This is a genomic window from Streptococcus chosunensis, assembly GCF_003626515.1.
Lineage (GTDB): Bacteria > Bacillota > Bacilli > Lactobacillales > Streptococcaceae > Streptococcus > Streptococcus chosunensis.
In genome coordinates this window covers 173,220-191,048 of record NZ_RBCK01000003.1, presented here as the reverse complement: position 1 = coordinate 191,048, position 17,829 = coordinate 173,220, and the positions used below count along the sequence as shown (strand labels likewise).

The 17,829-nt window shown below is 40.4% G+C and carries 18 protein-coding genes; 1 reads left to right on the top strand and 17 read right to left on the bottom strand.

Going from position 1 to position 17,829, the window contains the following annotated elements:
* Window positions 1-97: 97 nt before the first annotated feature.
* Genes nusG through pbp2a form a run of 4 tightly spaced genes read right to left on the bottom strand, consistent with a single transcriptional unit; the run spans window position 98 to window position 3,274 of the window.
* A complete protein-coding gene (gene nusG / locus D7D54_RS09075; protein ID WP_000376740.1) occupies window positions 98-634 on the bottom strand; it encodes a transcription termination/antitermination protein NusG in 537 nt (178 codons plus the stop codon).
* 53 nt (window positions 635-687) lie between these two features.
* On the bottom strand, window positions 688-864 hold the full coding sequence (gene secE, locus D7D54_RS09070; RefSeq protein WP_001210990.1) for a preprotein translocase subunit SecE: 177 nt from the start codon (window positions 862-864) through the stop codon (window positions 688-690).
* 9 nt (window positions 865-873) lie between these two features.
* Window positions 874-1,026, bottom strand: a complete 153-nt coding sequence (rpmG, locus tag D7D54_RS09065) for a 50S ribosomal protein L33 (protein WP_001809375.1) — start codon at window positions 1,024-1,026, stop codon at window positions 874-876.
* Window positions 1,027-1,078: 52 nt separating this feature from the next.
* Entirely contained in the window at window positions 1,079-3,274 is a 2,196-nt protein-coding gene (gene pbp2a / locus D7D54_RS09060) for a penicillin-binding protein PBP2A (RefSeq protein WP_120719268.1), read from the bottom strand.
* An 86-nt stretch (window positions 3,275-3,360) separates the two neighbouring features.
* Between pbp2a and D7D54_RS09055 the strand changes: the two genes are divergently transcribed.
* Window positions 3,361-4,236: an RluA family pseudouridine synthase gene (locus tag D7D54_RS09055; RefSeq protein WP_120719267.1), complete on the top strand. Its 876-nt coding sequence runs from the start codon at window positions 3,361-3,363 to the stop codon at window positions 4,234-4,236.
* 71 nt (window positions 4,237-4,307) lie between these two features.
* Here D7D54_RS09055 and gap read toward each other — a convergent pair whose 3' ends face one another.
* The 13 genes from gap to D7D54_RS08990 form a co-directional block, all read right to left on the bottom strand.
* On the bottom strand, window positions 4,308-5,318 hold the full coding sequence (gene gap / locus D7D54_RS09050; protein ID WP_000260662.1) for a type I glyceraldehyde-3-phosphate dehydrogenase: 1,011 nt from the start codon (window positions 5,316-5,318) through the stop codon (window positions 4,308-4,310).
* A gap of 318 nt (window positions 5,319-5,636) precedes the next feature.
* Window positions 5,637-8,288, bottom strand: a complete 2,652-nt coding sequence (adhE, locus tag D7D54_RS09045; protein WP_023945660.1) for a bifunctional acetaldehyde-CoA/alcohol dehydrogenase — start codon at window positions 8,286-8,288, stop codon at window positions 5,637-5,639.
* Window positions 8,289-8,588: 300 nt separating this feature from the next.
* Window positions 8,589-8,999 carry an MORN repeat-containing protein gene (locus D7D54_RS09040; RefSeq protein ID WP_020902388.1) on the bottom strand — a complete coding sequence of 137 codons (411 nt, stop codon included), beginning with the start codon at window positions 8,997-8,999 and terminating at the stop codon, window positions 8,589-8,591.
* Window positions 8,986-9,429: a low molecular weight protein-tyrosine-phosphatase gene (locus tag D7D54_RS09035; protein WP_020902387.1), complete on the bottom strand. Its 444-nt coding sequence runs from the start codon at window positions 9,427-9,429 to the stop codon at window positions 8,986-8,988. Before D7D54_RS09035 ends, D7D54_RS09040 begins: the two co-directional genes overlap by 14 nt.
* 46 nt (window positions 9,430-9,475) lie before the next feature.
* Window positions 9,476-9,775, bottom strand: a complete 300-nt coding sequence (gene yajC / locus D7D54_RS09030; protein WP_000445811.1) for a preprotein translocase subunit YajC — start codon at window positions 9,773-9,775, stop codon at window positions 9,476-9,478.
* A gap of 117 nt (window positions 9,776-9,892) precedes the next feature.
* A complete protein-coding gene (tkt, locus tag D7D54_RS09025) occupies window positions 9,893-11,869 on the bottom strand; it encodes a transketolase (RefSeq protein ID WP_020902386.1) in 1,977 nt (658 codons plus the stop codon).
* A 115-nt stretch (window positions 11,870-11,984) separates the two neighbouring features.
* Window positions 11,985-12,608, bottom strand: a complete 624-nt coding sequence (locus D7D54_RS09020) for a ribonuclease P (protein ID WP_120719266.1) — start codon at window positions 12,606-12,608, stop codon at window positions 11,985-11,987.
* 50 nt (window positions 12,609-12,658) lie between these two features.
* A complete protein-coding gene (jag, locus tag D7D54_RS09015; protein WP_020902385.1) occupies window positions 12,659-13,645 on the bottom strand; it encodes an RNA-binding cell elongation regulator Jag/EloR in 987 nt (328 codons plus the stop codon).
* A gap of 17 nt (window positions 13,646-13,662) precedes the next feature.
* On the bottom strand, window positions 13,663-14,487 hold the full coding sequence (locus D7D54_RS09010; RefSeq protein ID WP_205008446.1) for a membrane protein insertase YidC: 825 nt from the start codon (window positions 14,485-14,487) through the stop codon (window positions 13,663-13,665).
* On the bottom strand, window positions 14,462-14,833 hold the full coding sequence (gene rnpA / locus D7D54_RS09005; RefSeq protein WP_000739245.1) for a ribonuclease P protein component: 372 nt from the start codon (window positions 14,831-14,833) through the stop codon (window positions 14,462-14,464). The genes D7D54_RS09010 and rnpA overlap by 26 nt, the downstream gene beginning before the upstream one ends.
* Window positions 14,834-14,982: 149 nt before the next feature.
* A complete protein-coding gene (locus tag D7D54_RS09000) occupies window positions 14,983-16,173 on the bottom strand; it encodes an acetate kinase (protein WP_020902383.1) in 1,191 nt (396 codons plus the stop codon).
* Window positions 16,174-16,223: 50 nt separating this feature from the next.
* A complete protein-coding gene (locus D7D54_RS08995) occupies window positions 16,224-17,177 on the bottom strand; it encodes a class I SAM-dependent methyltransferase (protein ID WP_020902382.1) in 954 nt (317 codons plus the stop codon).
* A 60-nt stretch (window positions 17,178-17,237) separates the two neighbouring features.
* A complete protein-coding gene (locus tag D7D54_RS08990; protein WP_020902381.1) occupies window positions 17,238-17,825 on the bottom strand; it encodes a class I SAM-dependent methyltransferase in 588 nt (195 codons plus the stop codon).
* Window positions 17,826-17,829: the final 4 nt, after the last annotated feature.

Sequence of the window (17,829 nt, the reverse complement as noted above, 5' to 3'; positions counted from 1 at the left end):
GTCTAACAGATTCAAAAACATTTTTGTCCTATTTTCCCGTTCTGTTCTCTACACCGCTTCAACTGCGCAAAAAAGAGAGGACATGCCTCTCTCAGGGTTATAATTCTGCAATTTGATTTAAGTTTACTTCTGCGACTGTGTCATTACCAAACATAGAGATAATCATCTTCACTTTATTGTTATCAATCTCTGTAATCTTACCAGTATAGTCTGCAAAAGCACCATCAATAATACGTACAGTTTGACCAACTTCGACATCAATATCAAACTCTTGTACAGTTTGTCCCATAGAAACCAAGATATCACGGATCTCTTGTTCCAATAATGGAGTTGGTTTTGATCTATTTCCGTGAGATCCGACGAATCCTGTAACGTTTGGCGTGTTTCGAACAACAAACCAAGCTTCATCTGTCATCACCATTTCTACAAGAACATAACCTGGAAAGCGATTTTCTTCTACTTCCTTTCTCTTTCCATTTTTTTCAACTTGCACTGTCTGTGTTGGAATTTCAACACGTAGAATATTATCCAACATATTGTAGGTTTGTGCACGTTGCAATAGATTTTCTTTTACCTTATTTTCATAACCAGAATAGGTTTGTAAGACAAACCACCCTTTATCAAAACTATCCATGATACTTCCTTTCATAATAGAAGACTTCTAGCGTGAATAACTCCACAATTCTTCTAAAAAATGTTAATAAATCGAATCAAACCTGAAACAATCAACTTATCAAAAATATAAATAATCACAACAAAGAAAGCAGTGTATTCCATGATAGAACGAAAATCTCTCCAGCTTTCCTTGCGAGTTGGCCATGTTGTGTCTTTAAGAAGTCTAAAAATATCTCCAATAAAACGCATCGCTCTCTCCTATCTCGTTTCTCTGTGTGTAGTATACTTACCACAATGTTTACAAAATTTATTTACTTCTAGTCGTGTTGGCTTGGGGTTCCCACTGATCTTGATTGAATAGTTTCTAGAACCACAAACCGCACAAGCTAGGCTTGCTTTTTTTAGTGCCATAACGCCTCCATCTTATCTATTATAACAAGAAAGCTAGGCTTTGACAAGCATCTTAACGAAATAGATTGACTACCGAATCCCATATCGTTTGGGCCTTTTCCTTAATTTTAGCATCCGAGATAGCACGGCTAGCCTCATCTACCAGATTTTGTGCACGACTTCTAATATCAGAAAGGCTATTATCCGCCTGATTTTCTTCATTACTTTGTACTTGATTTCTTGTATTGGCTGGTGCAATTCCATTTTGCTTATAAGCATTTTCAACTGTAAAGGTACTTCCTGGCGTATAAGGTAAAATGGTATTGGCAATGCTTCTAAAGACACGGGCTGCACCGTTTGAAGTAGATCCTGCTAGATAGTGGCTTTCATCAGTGGTAGGGAAACCAAGCCAGTGACTAATCACTACATCCGGAGTATAACCAATTACCCACTGGTCGCTTGTGTATTCAGGATTGAAAACTGCTTCAGTTGTTCCAGTTTTTCCTGCCATTACATAATCTGCAGGAGATGAACTAATACCGGTACCGTTGGTGAATGTCCCCAACATCATACTGGTCATCTTATCAGCTACAGACTTATCAATCACCCGTTTTTGTGAATTTTTATGGCTCGCAATGACCTGACCACTAGCATTTTCAATTCTACTAATAAAATGAGCTTCCGGCATTAAACCTTCATTTGCAAAGGCAGCATATGCTTGAGCCATTTGAAGAGGATTGGTTTCGACACCGCTTCCCAAGGCGACGCCAAGAACACGATCGACCTTTTCCATATTGAGTCCGAATTTTTCGCCCGCCTCAAAAGCTTTGTCGACGCCCAAATCATTAACAGTGGCAACAGCAGGTAGATTAAGCGATTCTGCCAAGGCTTGATACATAGGAACTTCTCGACTCGTTTTGATTCCTGCATAGTTATCAACCTTATAGCTGTTGTACTGCATGGTATGGTTATCCAACTGCTTATTCAAAGCCCAGCCCGCTTCAACTGCAGGCGTATAAACAACTAAAGGCTTAATTGTAGAACCCGGGCTACGTTTTGATTGAGTTGCATAGTTGAAATTTCGGAATCCAGTTTTATCATTGCCAGCAACCTGACCGACAACTCCACGAACTCCACCTGTTTTCGGTTCAAGAGCTACACTTCCTGATTGAGCAAATGTTCCATCCTCTGCCCTCGGAAATAGAGCTGTATTTTCATAGACAACCTGCATATTTGCTTGATAGTTTTGGTCCAGCTCTGTATAAATGCGGTAGCCATTGTTGACAATCTCTTCCTCTGTTAAATTATACTTGGAAACAGCTTCATTAACAACCGCATCAAAATAAGAAGGATAGCGGTAATCTGAGATTTTTCCTTCATACTTATCGTGCAATTGCGAAGTCATATCAACTTCTGCAGCTTCGGTTTCTTGGTTTTTATCAATGTAACCCGCTGCAAGCATATTCTGCAAAACAGTATCGCGACGATTGGTAGAATCTTCTACAGAATTCAAAGGATTATACAGTTCCGGCCCCTTTAGCATTCCTGCCAGAGTCGCAGCTTGATCGAGACTCACTTCTGATGCAGAAACTCCAAAGTATTTCTTACTCGCATCTTCTACACCCCACACACCATTTCCAAAATAGGCGTTGTTAAGGTACATGGTTAGAATTTGATCCTTACTATATTTTTTGGTTAATTCTAGGGCAAGGAAAAATTCTTTCGCTTTTCTCTCAACAGTTTGATCCTGCGACAGATAGGCATTTTTAGCCAGCTGTTGGGTAATAGTAGAACCACCACCTGAACGGCCAGCAGTCACAATAGCCAAGAAGAAACGACCATAGTTAATCCCGTCATTTTTATAGAAAGAACGGTCTTCTGTCGCAATAACAGCATTCTGCAAGTTTTTACTGATGTCAGTCAATTCAACGTAGGTTCCCTTTTGACCAGACAAGGCACCTGCCTCTTTTTCTTCACGGTCAAAAATGAGAGTCCGAGTTTTCAAGGCATTTTGCAAATCATTGACATTGGTTGACTTGGCTACAGCAAACAAATAGGTTCCGACTAACAAGCCTGCACTCAAACCTAGTATAACAACGATTTTCGTCAGATGATAGCGACGCCAGAATTTTCGAATCGGACCCACTTGAGCTAATTTTTTTCGATCACTACGAGAGCGACGTAAGCTAGTCGAATCAGAATCCTCTAGTTCACTTGTTTCTTTTTTAAAAAGAGAAAGAAATTTCTCGAATAATTTATCTAATTTCATGCGTTTATTTTATCATCTTCATCATAGGAAGACAAGAATTTAGCTATTTCCTATCCAAATAGGGCTTTTTTTGTTACAATATCTGTATGAAATTCACATTTATATTACCCGCCTCTTTACCTCAAATGACGGTGAAGCAATTACTAGAAGAGCAACTCCTCATTCCTAGAAAAATCCGGCATTTTTTGAGAGTCAAGAAGCATATTTTGATAAATCAAGAAGAAGTTCACTGGAACGAGATAGTGAAGCCTGGAGATGTTTGCCAGTTGGCTTTTGACGAGGAAGATTATCCCAAAAAGACAATCCCTTGGGGAAATCCGGACTTAGTTCAAGAAGTTTATCAAGACCAACACTTGATTATTGTAAACAAACTCGAGGGTATGAAAACGCACGGCAATCAACCAAACGAAATTGCTCTTCTTAACCATGTCAGTGCCTACGTTGGCCAGACCTGTTATGTCGTTCATCGTCTAGATATGGAAACCAGCGGTTTAGTTCTTTTTGCTAAAAATCCTTTTATCCTGCCTATTCTCAATCGCTTATTGGAGAAAAAAGAGATTTCTAGAGAATATTGGGCACTTGTTAACGGAAATATCAGCAGCAAAGAGCTTGTTTTCAAGGACAAAATCGGACGTGATCGTCATGACCGCAGAAAAAGAATAGTTGATACAAAAAACGGTCAATACGCTGAAACTCATGTAAGCAGATTAAAGCAATTCTCAAACAAGACTTCCTTGGTTCGTTGCAAACTAAAGACAGGGCGAACCCATCAGATTCGTGTGCACCTTTCGCATCATAACTTCCCTATTTTGGGCGACCCTCTCTATAATAGCAAATCAAAGATAAGTCGGCTTATGCTCCACGCCTTTCGTCTGTCCTTTACCCATCCACTTACTTTAGAGAATTTAAGCTTCACTGCCCTTTCCGATACTTTTGAAAAAGAATTAAAAAAGAATGGATGATTGTTGTGTCATCCATTTTTCCATATAAGAAAAGCAAGACCAAGAGGCCTTGCTTTTTATCGACTCATGAATTATTTAGCGATTTTTGCGAAGTATTCAAGAGTACGAACAAGTTGTGCAGTGTATGACATTTCGTTGTCGTACCATGATACAACTTTAACCAATTGTTTACCGTCAACGTCAAGAACTTTAGTTTGAGTTGCGTCAAACAATGAACCGTAAGACATACCTAGGATATCTGAAGATACGATTGGATCTTCAGTGTATCCGTATGATTCGTTTGAAGCTGCTTTCATAGCTGCGTTCACTTCGTCAACAGTAACGTTCTTTTCAAGAACTGCTACCAACTCAGTTACAGAACCTGCTGGAACAGGAACACGTTGAGCAGCTCCGTCCAATTTACCATTCAATTCTGGGATTACAAGACCGATAGCTTTTGCAGCACCAGTTGAGTTAGGAACGATGTTTACAGCACCAGCACGAGCACGGCGAAGGTCACCACCACGGTGTGGTCCGTCAAGAATCATTTGGTCACCAGTGTAAGCGTGGATAGTAGTCATCAATCCTTCAACAACACCAAAGTTGTCTTGAAGAGCTTTAGCCATAGGAGCCAAGCAGTTTGTAGTACATGAAGCACCTGAGATAACTGTTTCAGTACCGTCAAGAACGTCGTGGTTAGTGTTGAATACAACTGTTTTAACGTCGTTTCCACCAGGAGCAGTGATAACAACTTTTTTAGCTCCACCAGCGTGCAAGTGTTTTTCAGCAGCTGCTTTCTTAGCAAAGAAACCAGTAGCTTCAAGAACGATTTCTACACCGTCGTTAGCCCAGTCGATTTGTTCTGGATCACGTTCAGCAGAAACTTTGATGAATTTACCGTTAACTTCAAATCCACCTTCTTTAACTTCAACAGTACCGTCGAAACGACCTTGAGTTGTGTCGTATTTCAACAAGTGTGCAAGCATAACTGGATCTGTAAGGTCGTTGATACGAGTAACTTCAACACCTTCTACGTTTTGGATACGACGGAAAGCAAGACGACCGATACGTCCGAAACCGTTAATACCAACTTTAACTACCATTAGTGATTTCCTCCTTATGAAAATCATGAAATTTTTATTGTGAAAAGAGTAACTTGAATCACTACAAATCACCTTTCAACAAACCTATTATATAACTATTTAAGTTTAATTGCAAGTACGGGCGTTGTTTTTTGTCTATACCCCACTTATTTTTCTTTCTCCTTTAAAAGCCTATACTGCTGTCTTTCTTTGTCTACCTAGTCATTCCCAGCTTTCCTCTTCAGATGAAAAGTGAAAATAGAAAAGATAAAAATTATTTTCAATCTTCCAATTTTACAAAAAAGAGACAGGAAATTCCTGCCTCTAGGCTGATAACAATTATTTGCGGCGTCCTGGTCTTTCTTTGTAGCCATAGTAAGAATCTTCGATGATTTCTTGCATATGGTCAACCATTGGAAGGCGTGGGTTAGCTGGTGAACATTGATCTTCATAAGCAAGGAAGGCAAGTTCACGTGAATGTTCTTTCCATTCTTTTTCATCGATTCCTTGTGCTTTGAAGTTCATTTGGATACCTACGCGTTCACCAAGTTCGTAAACAGCTTTTGCGTAAGATTCCACACCTTCCTCTGGAGTAGAAGCTGGAAGCCCAAGCATACGAGCAATATCTTGGTATTTTTCATCTGCACGGTAGTAGTTGTACTTAGGCCATGTTGCTGTCTTAGCTGGACGTGTACCGTTGTAGCGGATGACATATGGAAGCAAGATAGCATTAGTACGTCCGTGGATTGTGTGGAATTGCGCACCAATCTTATGGGCCATTGAGTGAGAAATACCTAGGAAGGCATTGGCAAAGGCCATACCAGCGATTGTTGAAGCGTTATGCATTTTCTCACGTGAGTGGAAGTCTGCATTCTTAACTGAGCTTTCAAGGTTTTCGAATACAAGTTTAATTGCTTGAAGTGCAAGACCGTCAGTGTAGTCGCTAGCCATTTGTGATACATAAGCTTCAGTCGCGTGGGTCAATACGTCCATACCAGTATCCGCAGCAACAAATCCAGGAACTGTCAATACCAAAGCAGGGTCTACGATTGCCACAGTTGGTGTCAATGAGTAGTCAGCGATTGGGTATTTACGGTTATTTGCTTTATCAGAGATAACGGCAAATGGTGTTACTTCAGATCCTGTACCAGATGTTGTTGGGATTGCGATGAATTTAGTCTTCTTACCAAGCAATGGGAATTTGAAGGCACGTTTACGGATATCCATGAATTTTTGAACAAGGTCACGGAAGTCCACTTCTGGTTGTTCGTAGAAGAGCCACATTACTTTAGCAGCATCCATTGGAGATCCACCACCGAGAGCGATGATTGTATCTGGTTTGAAGGCGCGCATAATCTCAGTACCACGATTTACAGTTGTGATATCTGGATCTGGTTCTACATCAGCAAAGATTTGATAAACAACCTTATTGCGACGAAGGTCAAGTTGTTCGATGATACGATCAAGGAAACCAAGTTCTACCATGGCATGGTCAGTAACGATCATGACACGTTCAACGTCACGACATTTTTGAAGGTATTGAATTGAATCACGTTCAAAGTATGTTTTTGAAGGAAGTTTCATCCATTGCATGTTATTTCTCCGTCTTCCGACTTTTTTGATATTCAAGAGGTTAATGGCACTAACGTTATCCCCAACTGAGTTGCGTCCGTAAGAACCACATCCAAGTGTCAATGATGGCAAGAAGGCATTGTAAACGTCCCCGATACCACCGAAAGTAGAAGGTGAGTTACAGATAACACGAATAGCTTTAACAGCTTTACCAAATTCTTTAGTCAATTCTTCATCAGCTGTGTGGATGGCTGCTGAGTGCCCAAGACCGTTAAATTCAACCATTTGACGAGCCTTAGTAATACCATCTTCACGGCTTTCAGATTTCAAAACTGCGATAACTGGTGACAATTTTTCACGAGTCAATGGCTCATTTTCACCAACTTCTTTACATTCTGCAGCAAGAATGTTTGTTCCTTCTGGAACTGTAAATCCTGCTTGTTCTGCAATCCAAGTTGCTGGTTTACCAACGATGTCAGCATTCAATTTCGCACCAGCACAGTTTTTGCTGTTTGCTTTCACGCCGAAGCAGAATTCTTCAAGAAGAGCTTTTTCTTTCTTGTTTACAAAGTAAGTGTGGTAAGATTTGAACTCTGCTACAAATTCATCGTAAATTTCTTTATCAATGATAACCGCTTGCTCTGAGGCACAGACCATACCGTTATCAAATGATTTAGACATGACGATATCGTGTGCTGCTTGACGAATGTTTGCTGATTTTTCAACATAAGCTGGAACGTTTCCGGCACCTACCCCAAGAGCTGGTTTACCACATGAATAAGCCGCCTTAACCATGGCATTACCACCTGTTGCAAGGATTGTCGCAACACCTTCGTGGTTCATAAGGGCACTTGTTGCTTCCATAGATGGTTGAGTAATCCATTGCACACAGTTTTCAGGAGCACCAGCTGCGATAGCTGCATCGCGGACGATACGAGCTGCATGAGCAGATGATTCTTGTGCTGATGGATGGAAGGCAAAGACGATTGGGTTACGTGTCTTCAATGAAATCAATGATTTGAAGATTGCTGTTGATGTTGGGTTTGTTGTAGGAGTGATACCACAGACAACACCAACCGGTTCAGCGATGAGAGTCAATCCTGTTACATCGTCTTCTTCGATAACGCCAACTGTTTTAGTGTGACGCATATTGTTTACTACGTGTTCACAAGCAAACAAGTTCTTAGTTGCCTTATCTTCAAATACACCACGTCCTGTTTCTTCAAAGGCATGTAAAGCCAATTCTCCGTGGGCATCCAAAGCTGCTACTGATGCTTTGGCAACGATGTAGTCAACCTGCTCTTGATCCAACTTACGCATTTCTTCAAGAGCAACTAGAGCTTTTTGCACCAATCCATCGACATGCTTTTCAGCAGCGAGTTTCTTTTCCTCTGGTGTCACAGTTTTTTTATCAGCCATATTTTCCTCCATAGCTTTCAAGGATCGATATCCTTTGTTAATTTTTTCACAAGTTTATTATAACGCATTATTTCAACTTTGTAAACAGTTTCATAAACATTTCACAAAGAATTTTTTATTGTTTGTGAATTTTTTCTCATTTTCTTTACTTATCAAGTTTTTTCTTTAGAGTTTGTGAAATGAATTTCAAATATTTTTTTATTTCACAAGCTTGATTGGAAGAGGAGCTTGGAAAGAGATAGATTTTCTAGTAAGCGCTTACTTTTAAATGATAACAATACCTCCTTTGATAAGGAGGCTTTATTTTTGTTGAAAAACGCCTTGTTTAAAAGTCCCTTCATAAACGACTTCTTGTTCTGTTGTTAGTTTCCCTTTTCCTTCAGCCTGACCATTTACAAAATCACCTTCGTAGGTCCAGCCTTCTTTAGATTGAAAGGTACCTTTTCCGTTGAAGGCTCCATTGTTGAAACCACCAGTATACTGGTCCCCATTTTGGAAAGTAATAGTACCTTGGCCATTCATTTTACCACGTACAAGACTGCCATCGTAAACAATCGTTCCATTATCAAGCTTTAGAACACCTTTTCCGGGAATATTTAGAAAAAAGACGAGCACAGCACAAAAAACAATCGTAACTACTGCCAAAAGCTCTAAACGTGGACGAGTCAGATAGACACGATACTTTTCGTAAAAATTCTTAAGATTTTCCATCTTCACTCTCCTTTTCTAAACGCTCTAACCAAGCTTGACAACCCTCTTGAACACGCTTATAAGTTTCCTCAAAATCTCCTGTATACCAAGGATCTGGAACACTTTCAGATGCAAATGAGTAAATCTTATCTTGACAGTCTGCTGGACACATCTGACGTAAGTCAGAAACATTTGAAGCGTCCATTCCGATAATATAATCAAAGGCTTCAAAATCTTCCTTACTAATCTGAAGCGATGTCTTGCCTTTATCATAAGGAATCTGATACTGTTGAAAAATCCCTTGAGTTCCCTTATGAATCGGATTGCCATGTTCCCAAGAAGAAGTCGCTCGACTTTGGATTTCATAATTATCTGTCATTGATTTCATAACAAACTCGGCCATAGGGCTACGGCAAATATTTCCCAGACAGACAAAGACTAGTTTTTTCATCCCATTTCCTTTCTTTTATAGAAAAACGGGAGTTAATAATCCCGTCTTATTTTTCAATTGCACCTTCTAGTGAAGCTGTTTCTTTCAGCGGTAATACGGTCTTGATAGCAGCTAGTTCAAAAGTCAAGTAAACTCCATCTACATCAAGAACAATCGTTCTCTTCTCAGTATCTACCTCATCGACTGTTCCGTAAAGTCCACCGATTGTAATCACTTCATAGCCTTTTTGTAGTTTGTTTAAGCTTTCCATACGTTTTTGTGCTTGTTTCTTTTGAGAGCGTTGCGTAAAGAACATCAAGCCCACCATAGCCACAAGAATGATTAAAAATGTATATTGTGATTCCATTATATTCTCCTTTGTCTTTTACATAGGACTACTATATCAAATTTCAGCTACTTTTACAAGATTGTACCTTACTTTTCTAGTAAGAAAAAACCAGAGCTTGCGCCCTGATTTTTAGAATTATTTCAAGTTTTGAACGACTTTTACAAGATTTTCGACAGTAAAGCCATATTCTGCCAATACTTTTGGTGCTGGTGCAGAGGCTCCGAAGGTATCAATACCAAGAACAGCACCATCTAGACCAACATATTTGTACCAGTTTTGAGTTGCACCCATTTCGACTGCAACACGACGGCGAACTGCATTTGGAAGAATTTCTTCCTTGTATGCTGCATCTTGTTTATCAAAGACATCTGTAGATGGCATGCTGACTACGCGGACTTTTTCGCCTTGACTAGCCAATTCTTTAGCAGCTGAGACAGCTAGATTGACTTCTGAACCTGTCGCAATCAAGATGGTATCAAAGTCTGCTTCATTTTCATAGACAACATAAGCACCTTTAGCAACCTTGTCGAAGTCTGTTCCCTCTTCAACAGTCAAGTTTTGACGTGTCAAGACAAGAGCAGTTGGTGTTTTCTCACTTGTCACTGCAAGGTACCAAGCTGCTTGAGTTTCACGCGCATCTGCTGGACGGAAAACATTTAGATTTGGCATAGCACGGAGACCTGCTAAGTGTTCAACTGGTTCGTGTGTTGGCCCATCTTCCCCAACTGCAATAGAATCATGGGTAAAGACATAGGTCACAGGAAGTCCTTGCAAGGCTGACAAACGGACAGCTGCCTTCACATAGTCAGAGAAGACGAAGAAAGTTCCACCGTATACACGAAGTCCACCGTGAAGGGCCATCCCGTTCAAGATAGTTCCCATTGCAAATTCACGAACACCAAACTGAATGTTACGGTTCAAGCGATTGGCGTCGTCTTGAAGTCCGTCAGTCTTGATATAAGTCATGTTTGAGTGAGCTAAGTCAGCTGATCCACCCAAGAAGGTTGGCAACTTAGCCGCCACAACGTTCAAGGCATCTTGGCTTGAATTACGAGTTGCTTGAGAGAAGCCATTTTCTAAAGCTGGGAAGTCTGCTGGAGTCACTTCAACTGGATCGCGTCCGTCGATGATGGCTTCTACTTCTGCAGCTAGTTCTGGGTGAGCTTCTTTATAATCTGCAACTAATTTTGTCCAAGCTTCATAAGCTGATGCACCACGGTCTGCAACATGTTCTTTGAAATCAGCGTAAACTTGTTCTGGAATTTCAAATGGTTCGTAGTCCCAACCAAGAGCCTGACGAGTTGCTGCAGTTTCATCTGCTCCAAGAGGAGCCCCATGTACGGCATTAGTTCCTTGTTTGTTTGGAGAACCGTATCCAATAACCGTCTTCACTTCAATCAAAGATGGTTTGCCTGAAGCTTTAGCTGTTTCGATAGCAGCATGGATTGCTTCCAAGTCTGTTCCATCTTCTACCAAGGCAGTATGCCAACCGTAGGCATTGTAACGGTCACGAACACTTTCTGTAAAGGAATCCTTTGTCTCACCATCCAAGTTGATGTCATTTGAATCATAAAGAACAACCAATTTGTCTAGTTTTTGCAAGCCTGCGTATGAAGCCGCCTCACTTGAGACACCTTCCATCAAGTCTCCGTCTCCACAGATAACGTAAGTATAGTGGTCAAAGATATTGTAGCCTTCGCGGTTATATTTGGCTGCCAAGAAACGTTCTGCTTGGGCAAAACCAGTGGCAGTTGAAATCCCTTGACCTAAAGGACCTGTCGTAGCATCAATTCCTGCTGTATGGCCAAATTCTGGGTGACCTGGTGTTTTTGAACCCCATTGACGGAAGCTCTTAATCTCATCCATGCTGACATCTTCAAAACCAGAAAGATGAAGAAGGGCATAAAGGAGCATTGAACCATGACCTGCTGAAAGAATAAAGCGGTCACGGTTAATCCAGTTTGGTTGAGCTGGATTGATACGAAGTTGTTTTGTAAAGAGGCTGTAAGCCATCGGAGCTGCTCCCATAACCACACCTGGGTGACCTGAGTTGGCTTTATTAATGGCGTCAATACCTAGGAAACGGATTGCATTAACAGATAGATTTGACATAGAATTTCCTTTCTATTTGAGGTGATTAGTGAATCACACATTCTATTTTACTATTATATGAAAAAATACATAGAATAGCAATTAAACAATTCGACGTAAATAAGTATTCTATTTGCTATCCTCTAGTCGCCTGATAGTAGGGAAGTAAGCGTTCATAAGCATCTTCTAATTTTTCTAAAATCACTTCTAAAGATTGATTTTCTATGATAGAAACATCTGATTTCACTAAAACTTTTCGGATTTCTTGACTGCCCATCTTCTTGACTAAGGCCTGGCGATTTTCTTCGTTCGCCTCCCATCTTTGACTTTGACCATCTGAGTAGGCTAGATAATAAATCCCTTCAACGGTTGGAATTTCTAAAACTTTGGCCTGCTTGCCTAAAGTTTGCTCATCTTTCTTGCGCTCGATGAAACTGACTTCTAGTGAGACTCCAAAATCAGAAGAACTTCCGTACAAACGTAAGGCCATCATAGGTTCTGTCACTTTCCCCTCACGCTGTAGATAAGCCCAGAAGTGTGGTCGCAAGCGCTGCGCTTGGTTCATCCACTGGCTAGTCTGTTGAAGTTGCCATTCTGGATGGCTTGCTTGGAAAGCTTTGGCCAATTCTGTAAAAGCCTTTCGGGCCTCTTGACCTTTGTGGCGCAATTCCAGCATTTTCTCTCGCTCTTCTCCCGCTTTATCTGGATTACGGTACTGCAAACCAGCAAAGTCTAGATAGTTTCTTATCTCATTTAACATCCGTTTAACCTCTTCTAACTAGCAAAAAATCAGGATAAACCTGATTTTACTTACTCTGTATCTACAACGACATAGCGATTTGGCTCGTCACCTTCAGAGTAACTAGTCACGCCATCCATACGTGAAATAATACGATGGATAATCTTACGTTCGCTATTTGACATTGGATCCGTTTGATGACTGCGGCCTTCTTCTAAAACACGAGTCGCCAATTTTTGCGCATAGGTCTGCAAGACTTCTGCACGGTGTTCGACATAATCATTGACATTGATTGTAATGTAGAAGGTTCTTGAATAGCGGTTGTAAAGATAATTTTGAGCTAACAGCTGCAAGGCCTTCAAGACTTTACCATGGTAGCCGATAATGCGACCTGGCTCATTGGTATCAATTTGTAGATTGATGCTACGACGGTTATAGTCATTTGAAATCGTCGCTTCGACATCCATATCATCAATAATCGTCTGAACATAAGTCGTTACCTCCGTAGCTACTTGTTCAATATCAAAGCTCGGTTCCACCTTTAAGCCCAAATCTTCTAATTCTTGACTTTCAGTTTGTTCAGCTCGACTCTCAACAATAGGAGTTTCTACTTCTTCGATGCCGGCTTCTTCAAGCTGTAATTCATTTAAAATCTCAATATGCCCAGTTTCTTCTAAGATGGTGCTAGCATGTTTTTCATTTTTCAAAATTTCAGCCTTGACTTCATCAGAAACCCCTTGGCCTTCTTCTTCAATCTTTTTAATTGCTTCTACAACATGCCCCAAATCAACGGTCGCTTCACTGACTGTTTTAACTGGTTCATTTTGTTCATTGATTTCTTTAGGAACACCCTTAACAGCTTGTTGATTTGCCTTAATGACAGTTGTTTCACTAATGGCTTCAATGTCAACCTGGGCTGGTTTTTTACCAAATAAACCAAAAAATCCATTTTTTTCACGAGAAATGACTTTGATGTGAGCCTTCATTCTTGGAATATCTAATTCTTTCAATCCTTTCTGGATTGCTTCTTCAACAGTTGAACCTGTAAATACTACCATTACCAGATTCCTCCTTATTATTTCGTTTTCTGAGCCTTTTTCTTGGCTTTTCTTTTTCTATTTTCCAAATCTTTCTGTGCCTGAGCTACAGCCTCGCGCTCTGCGATAATCTTGAATGGATTATTCAAAAAATAGGTTTGCAGGACTTGATAAGCATTGGATACTGTCCAGTATAAGGCGACTCCACCCGGCGCATAAACTGCAAAGATAAAAATCAAGACCGGAATCCCATACATCATCGCCGTCGTAGCTCCATTACGCTCAGACAATGCTTTATTAGACAGCCAAGTACTTAAAAAGGTGAATACAGCTGCTAAAATCGGAAGAACAAGGGTTGTATCCACACCACCAAGGTTAATCCATAAGAAATGACCTGTCTTTAAAAAGTCAACTCTTGATAGAGCTTGGAACAAGGCCAAGATAACCGGCATCTGAATCAAAATCGGCCAAAGAGAATCTGACTGTCTGACACCCATTTCTTTAAAGACTTTACGCATTTCTTGCTCTAGCTTGGTTCTGCTTTCCATATCTCTACCTGGATATTGTTCTCGAAGCGCCTTAATGCGTGGTTGAGCTTCCTGCATTTTTCTAGAAGCCACCATTTGCACTTGAAAGACTGGCAAGAGAACTGTACGAATCAAGATCGTAAAGAGAATAATCCCCACTCCGATGCTGATATCAAACGATAAAAAGCGAATAATTTCCGCAAAGAAGTAAACAAATTTACTCCAAAAATCAGCTGATTCGGCTGTGATATCGCTAGTTGTCCCATTAGTCGCACAGGCTGTCATGATCAATAGAGACAGTCCTAGCAAACTAGTCAACTGTAGTTTCTTTTTCACTCCCATTTCCTTCCTGGTAAATCTTTGATAATTTTAATACGTGGAGTAGATTTTTCTCCATCTCTGCATATCCCAAGGTTTCAACCCCTTTTCGAGCAATGACAACAAAATCGACATCTTCTACCAGACTTCCTTTTGCATTCTGGATAATATGTCTAATTCGTCGCTTAATTTGATTTCTAGTGACGGCATTCCCAAGTTTTTTGCTAACTGATAGACCTACTCGAAAATGGTTTTTCTGGTTTTCTAGTTGGTAGACAACAAATTTGCGATTGGCAAAACTTGTCCCCTCCTTGAAAATCGCCTTAAAATCTTTCTCTCTTTTTACACGAAAGTTTTTCTTCAAAACTCAACTCCATCTATTAAATTACTACTATTATACCATATTTTTCAAAAAAGCCAATCATAGCAAGGTTTTGGACATTTCCATCAGAAAAAGAAGCTGGAAAAATCTCTTTCCCAACTCCTTGTACGGAATATTTTTACTAGTTTTACTTATTTTTTCAAGCGTTCAACGTCACGGGCAATAACTAGCTCTTCATCTGTTGGAATAACCAATACACGGATCTTCGCTGCCTCTGTTGAGATGTCTCCTGTCACACCAAAGACGTTCTTTTCTGGGTCAACATCACAACCAAACCAAGAGATACCTGAGATAACATCTTCACGCACATTTGCAGCATTTTCACCAATACCCGCTGTGAAGATAATAGCATCTGCTCCATTTAAGACTGCAAGGTATTGACCGATATGTTTTTGGATACGATCAACATACATTTCATAGGCTAAAGTGGCCTCATGATCCCCTTCTTCCATAGCAGCAATCACATCACGCATATCACTGGATTTACCTGAAACCCCCATTAGTCCGGATTCACGATTAAGAACATGACTAATGTCTTCAGGAGTATTAAAGTCCTCTGTATATTGCATTAAGTAAGGAATGATCGCTGGGTCAATATCCCCTGTACGAGTTCCCATCATCACACCACCAAGTGGAGTGAAGCCCATTGAAGTATCAACAGATTGACCGCCCTTAACTGCTGTAATAGAAGCACCATTACCGATGTGGCAAGTAATCAATTTCAAGTCTTCTAATGGACGTCCCAAGAGTTTTGCAGCTTCTCCTGCTACAAACTGGTGACTTGTACCGTGGGCACCATATTTACGAACCTTGTGTTCTGTGTAATATTTTGTTGGTAGAGGGTAGCGATAAGCTTTCTCTGGCATACTTGTGTGGAATGAAGTATCAAAAACAACTACACTGGTAATGTCTGGCAACAATTCCTTGAAGGCACGAACACCTGCTGCATTGGCTGGATTGTGGAGAGGAGCCAACAAACTCAACTCTTCAACTTTTTCTAAAACATCTCCCTCAACAACCGTTGATTCTTTGAAATATTCTCCACCTGCAACAACACGGTGACCAACGCCTGTAATCTCATCATAAGCCTTGATAATATCGAAACGAATCAGGTCATCCAATAAGATTTTAACAGCTTGTGTGTGATTTTCGATATCCAAAATTTGTTGTTCAGAACGGCCGTCAAATTTTACAGTTGAAATTGAATCTTTCAAACCGATACGTTCAATCAAACCTTTCGCCAATACTTTTTCTTCTGGCATTAAGTATAACTGCCATTTCAAACTTGAACTTCCCGCATTGATTGCAATTGTTTTTGTCATAACATGATACCCCTTTTTAAGCGTTTTCATCTATTATAACAAAATCTATTTTATATTTCAGTACCTTGAGTCCATTTTTGAAAATTTTCTTTAAATTTCATTAAAACACTTGCATCTTGCAAGCTAGCAAGTGGATAAACAAAAGGCTCTACTGCTATTTCATTTTTCTTCTGTAGGATAAAAATAGTCTTAGATTGTTTGGCATTGGCAAAGAGATTTTCAGGCAAACTAATCATGGCAACTAGATTCGCCTCCTCTTTCAACCACCCTTTCAACAAATCACTTTGAGGACTGGTCAACAAATCACTCGGAGCGAGAAAAATAGCGTATCCGTCTGACTTGAGATACTTTAGACCTTGTTCCATGAGCAAGTGATGGGCGTAAGTATGTTCTTGGCTAGAAGCAACTTGATGTCGCGACGCAACGGCATCATCAGGATAATAGCCGACAGGCAAGTCGCTGATGACCACGTCACTTTCTTTGAGCATTTGTGGACGAACGGCATCTCCTTGGACAAAGCCAGCCTGCAAACCAATCACATCTGCCATGCTAGCTGCCAGATCAATCAGCAAATCATCCACTTCCATTCCCAAGTAATCCACCTTTTTATCAAGCGAGGTCAAGAAAGTAGCTCCCAGAATTCCCATGCCAGAACCCATTTCGAGGATAGTGATTTCCTCCTCTTTAAACAGCTCTTCCACAATAAACACCAAAAGTAAAGCAATGGCATCTGGTGTAAACTGGTGATTGGCCTGTAGGGGTTCTGTCTGCCCAGCCTTCATCAAGAGAAATTGATAGGTCTTGAGCCATTCTTCTTTGCGTAGTGCTAAGCGTTTAAGGGCCTGATTGTTCTCCTTGACCTGCTCTAACTCAGTCTCACCATCCAAATAGATGCTGTTTTGCTCCACCAAGGCGTCATAAAAGTTGGTTGCCAAATCACTTTGGATAACTTGGACATTCTCTAGTAAATACGTATAAGCTTGTTCAATTTTTTCAAAATCCATATTCCTATCTTATCAAATTTCCCTTCTTTTTTCCATCCTTATAGAAAAATCACTCCCTGACTAGGCGAGTGATTTTTGGGCTACTGTTAAAAAGAGTTCTGAATAATTTCCTTGAAACAGGTCTTCAGCGCTATAGAGGATCTGACTATGCACAGATGAAAAGCCATGCTCAATTAACTGTTTTTCCAGTTCAGCTAAATCAAATCCATGATGATTAGCCTCTGTCTTGGTAAAATCAGCAAGTAGGAGTTGTCCGTCTTCCTTCAAATGTTGATGAAACAGTGAAAGAGCCGCATCCAAATCAGGCATATGGTGAAGAACTCGACAAACAACAATGAGGTCAAACTCTTGCTCCAAGGGTTTTTCCAGTAAATCTTGCTCCAAAAACTGGATATTCTTGATGTCTTGCTGTTCCGCTTTCAAACGAGCTTGCTCTAGCATTTTCTCCGAAATATCCACCAATGTTACAGACTTGGCTTGTTTGGCCAGAGGCAAGGTTAATAGACCCGTTCCTCCACCGAAATCCAGAATTTCTTTGTCTGATAGAAGATCAATTTGTTTCTCGACCGCCTGACAAACCAAATTTGCGAGGAAGATGTTTTTGGGCGAATCAAAAGTTTCTGCTTTGTGGTTAAAATCGTGTTTCATGCTT

Excerpts from the sequence above, each read along its gene's own strand:
- nusG (WP_000376740.1), bottom strand. The coding sequence starts at position 634 with ATGGATAGTTTTGATAAAGGGTGGTTTGTCTTACAAACCTATTCTGGT.
- secE (WP_001210990.1), bottom strand. The coding sequence starts at position 864 with ATGCGTTTTATTGGAGATATTTTTAGACTTCTTAAAGACACAACATGG.
- rpmG (WP_001809375.1), bottom strand. The coding sequence starts at position 1,026 with ATGGCACTAAAAAAAGCAAGCCTAGCTTGTGCGGTTTGTGGTTCTAGA.
- pbp2a (WP_120719268.1), bottom strand. The coding sequence starts at position 3,274 with ATGAAATTAGATAAATTATTCGAGAAATTTCTTTCTCTTTTTAAAAAA.
- D7D54_RS09055 (WP_120719267.1), top strand. The coding sequence starts at position 3,361 with ATGAAATTCACATTTATATTACCCGCCTCTTTACCTCAAATGACGGTG.
- gap (WP_000260662.1), bottom strand. The coding sequence starts at position 5,318 with ATGGTAGTTAAAGTTGGTATTAACGGTTTCGGACGTATCGGTCGTCTT.
- adhE (WP_023945660.1), bottom strand. The coding sequence starts at position 8,288 with ATGGCTGATAAAAAAACTGTGACACCAGAGGAAAAGAAACTCGCTGCT.
- D7D54_RS09040 (WP_020902388.1), bottom strand. The coding sequence starts at position 8,999 with ATGGAAAATCTTAAGAATTTTTACGAAAAGTATCGTGTCTATCTGACT.
- D7D54_RS09035 (WP_020902387.1), bottom strand. The coding sequence starts at position 9,429 with ATGAAAAAACTAGTCTTTGTCTGTCTGGGAAATATTTGCCGTAGCCCT.
- yajC (WP_000445811.1), bottom strand. The coding sequence starts at position 9,775 with ATGGAATCACAATATACATTTTTAATCATTCTTGTGGCTATGGTGGGC.
- tkt (WP_020902386.1), bottom strand. The coding sequence starts at position 11,869 with ATGTCAAATCTATCTGTTAATGCAATCCGTTTCCTAGGTATTGACGCC.
- D7D54_RS09020 (WP_120719266.1), bottom strand. The coding sequence starts at position 12,608 with ATGTTAAATGAGATAAGAAACTATCTAGACTTTGCTGGTTTGCAGTAC.
- jag (WP_020902385.1), bottom strand. The coding sequence starts at position 13,645 with ATGGTAGTATTTACAGGTTCAACTGTTGAAGAAGCAATCCAGAAAGGA.
- D7D54_RS09000 (WP_020902383.1), bottom strand. The coding sequence starts at position 16,173 with ATGACAAAAACAATTGCAATCAATGCGGGAAGTTCAAGTTTGAAATGG.
- D7D54_RS08995 (WP_020902382.1), bottom strand. The coding sequence starts at position 17,177 with ATGGATTTTGAAAAAATTGAACAAGCTTATACGTATTTACTAGAGAAT.
- D7D54_RS08990 (WP_020902381.1), bottom strand. The coding sequence starts at position 17,825 with ATGAAACACGATTTTAACCACAAAGCAGAAACTTTTGATTCGCCCAAA.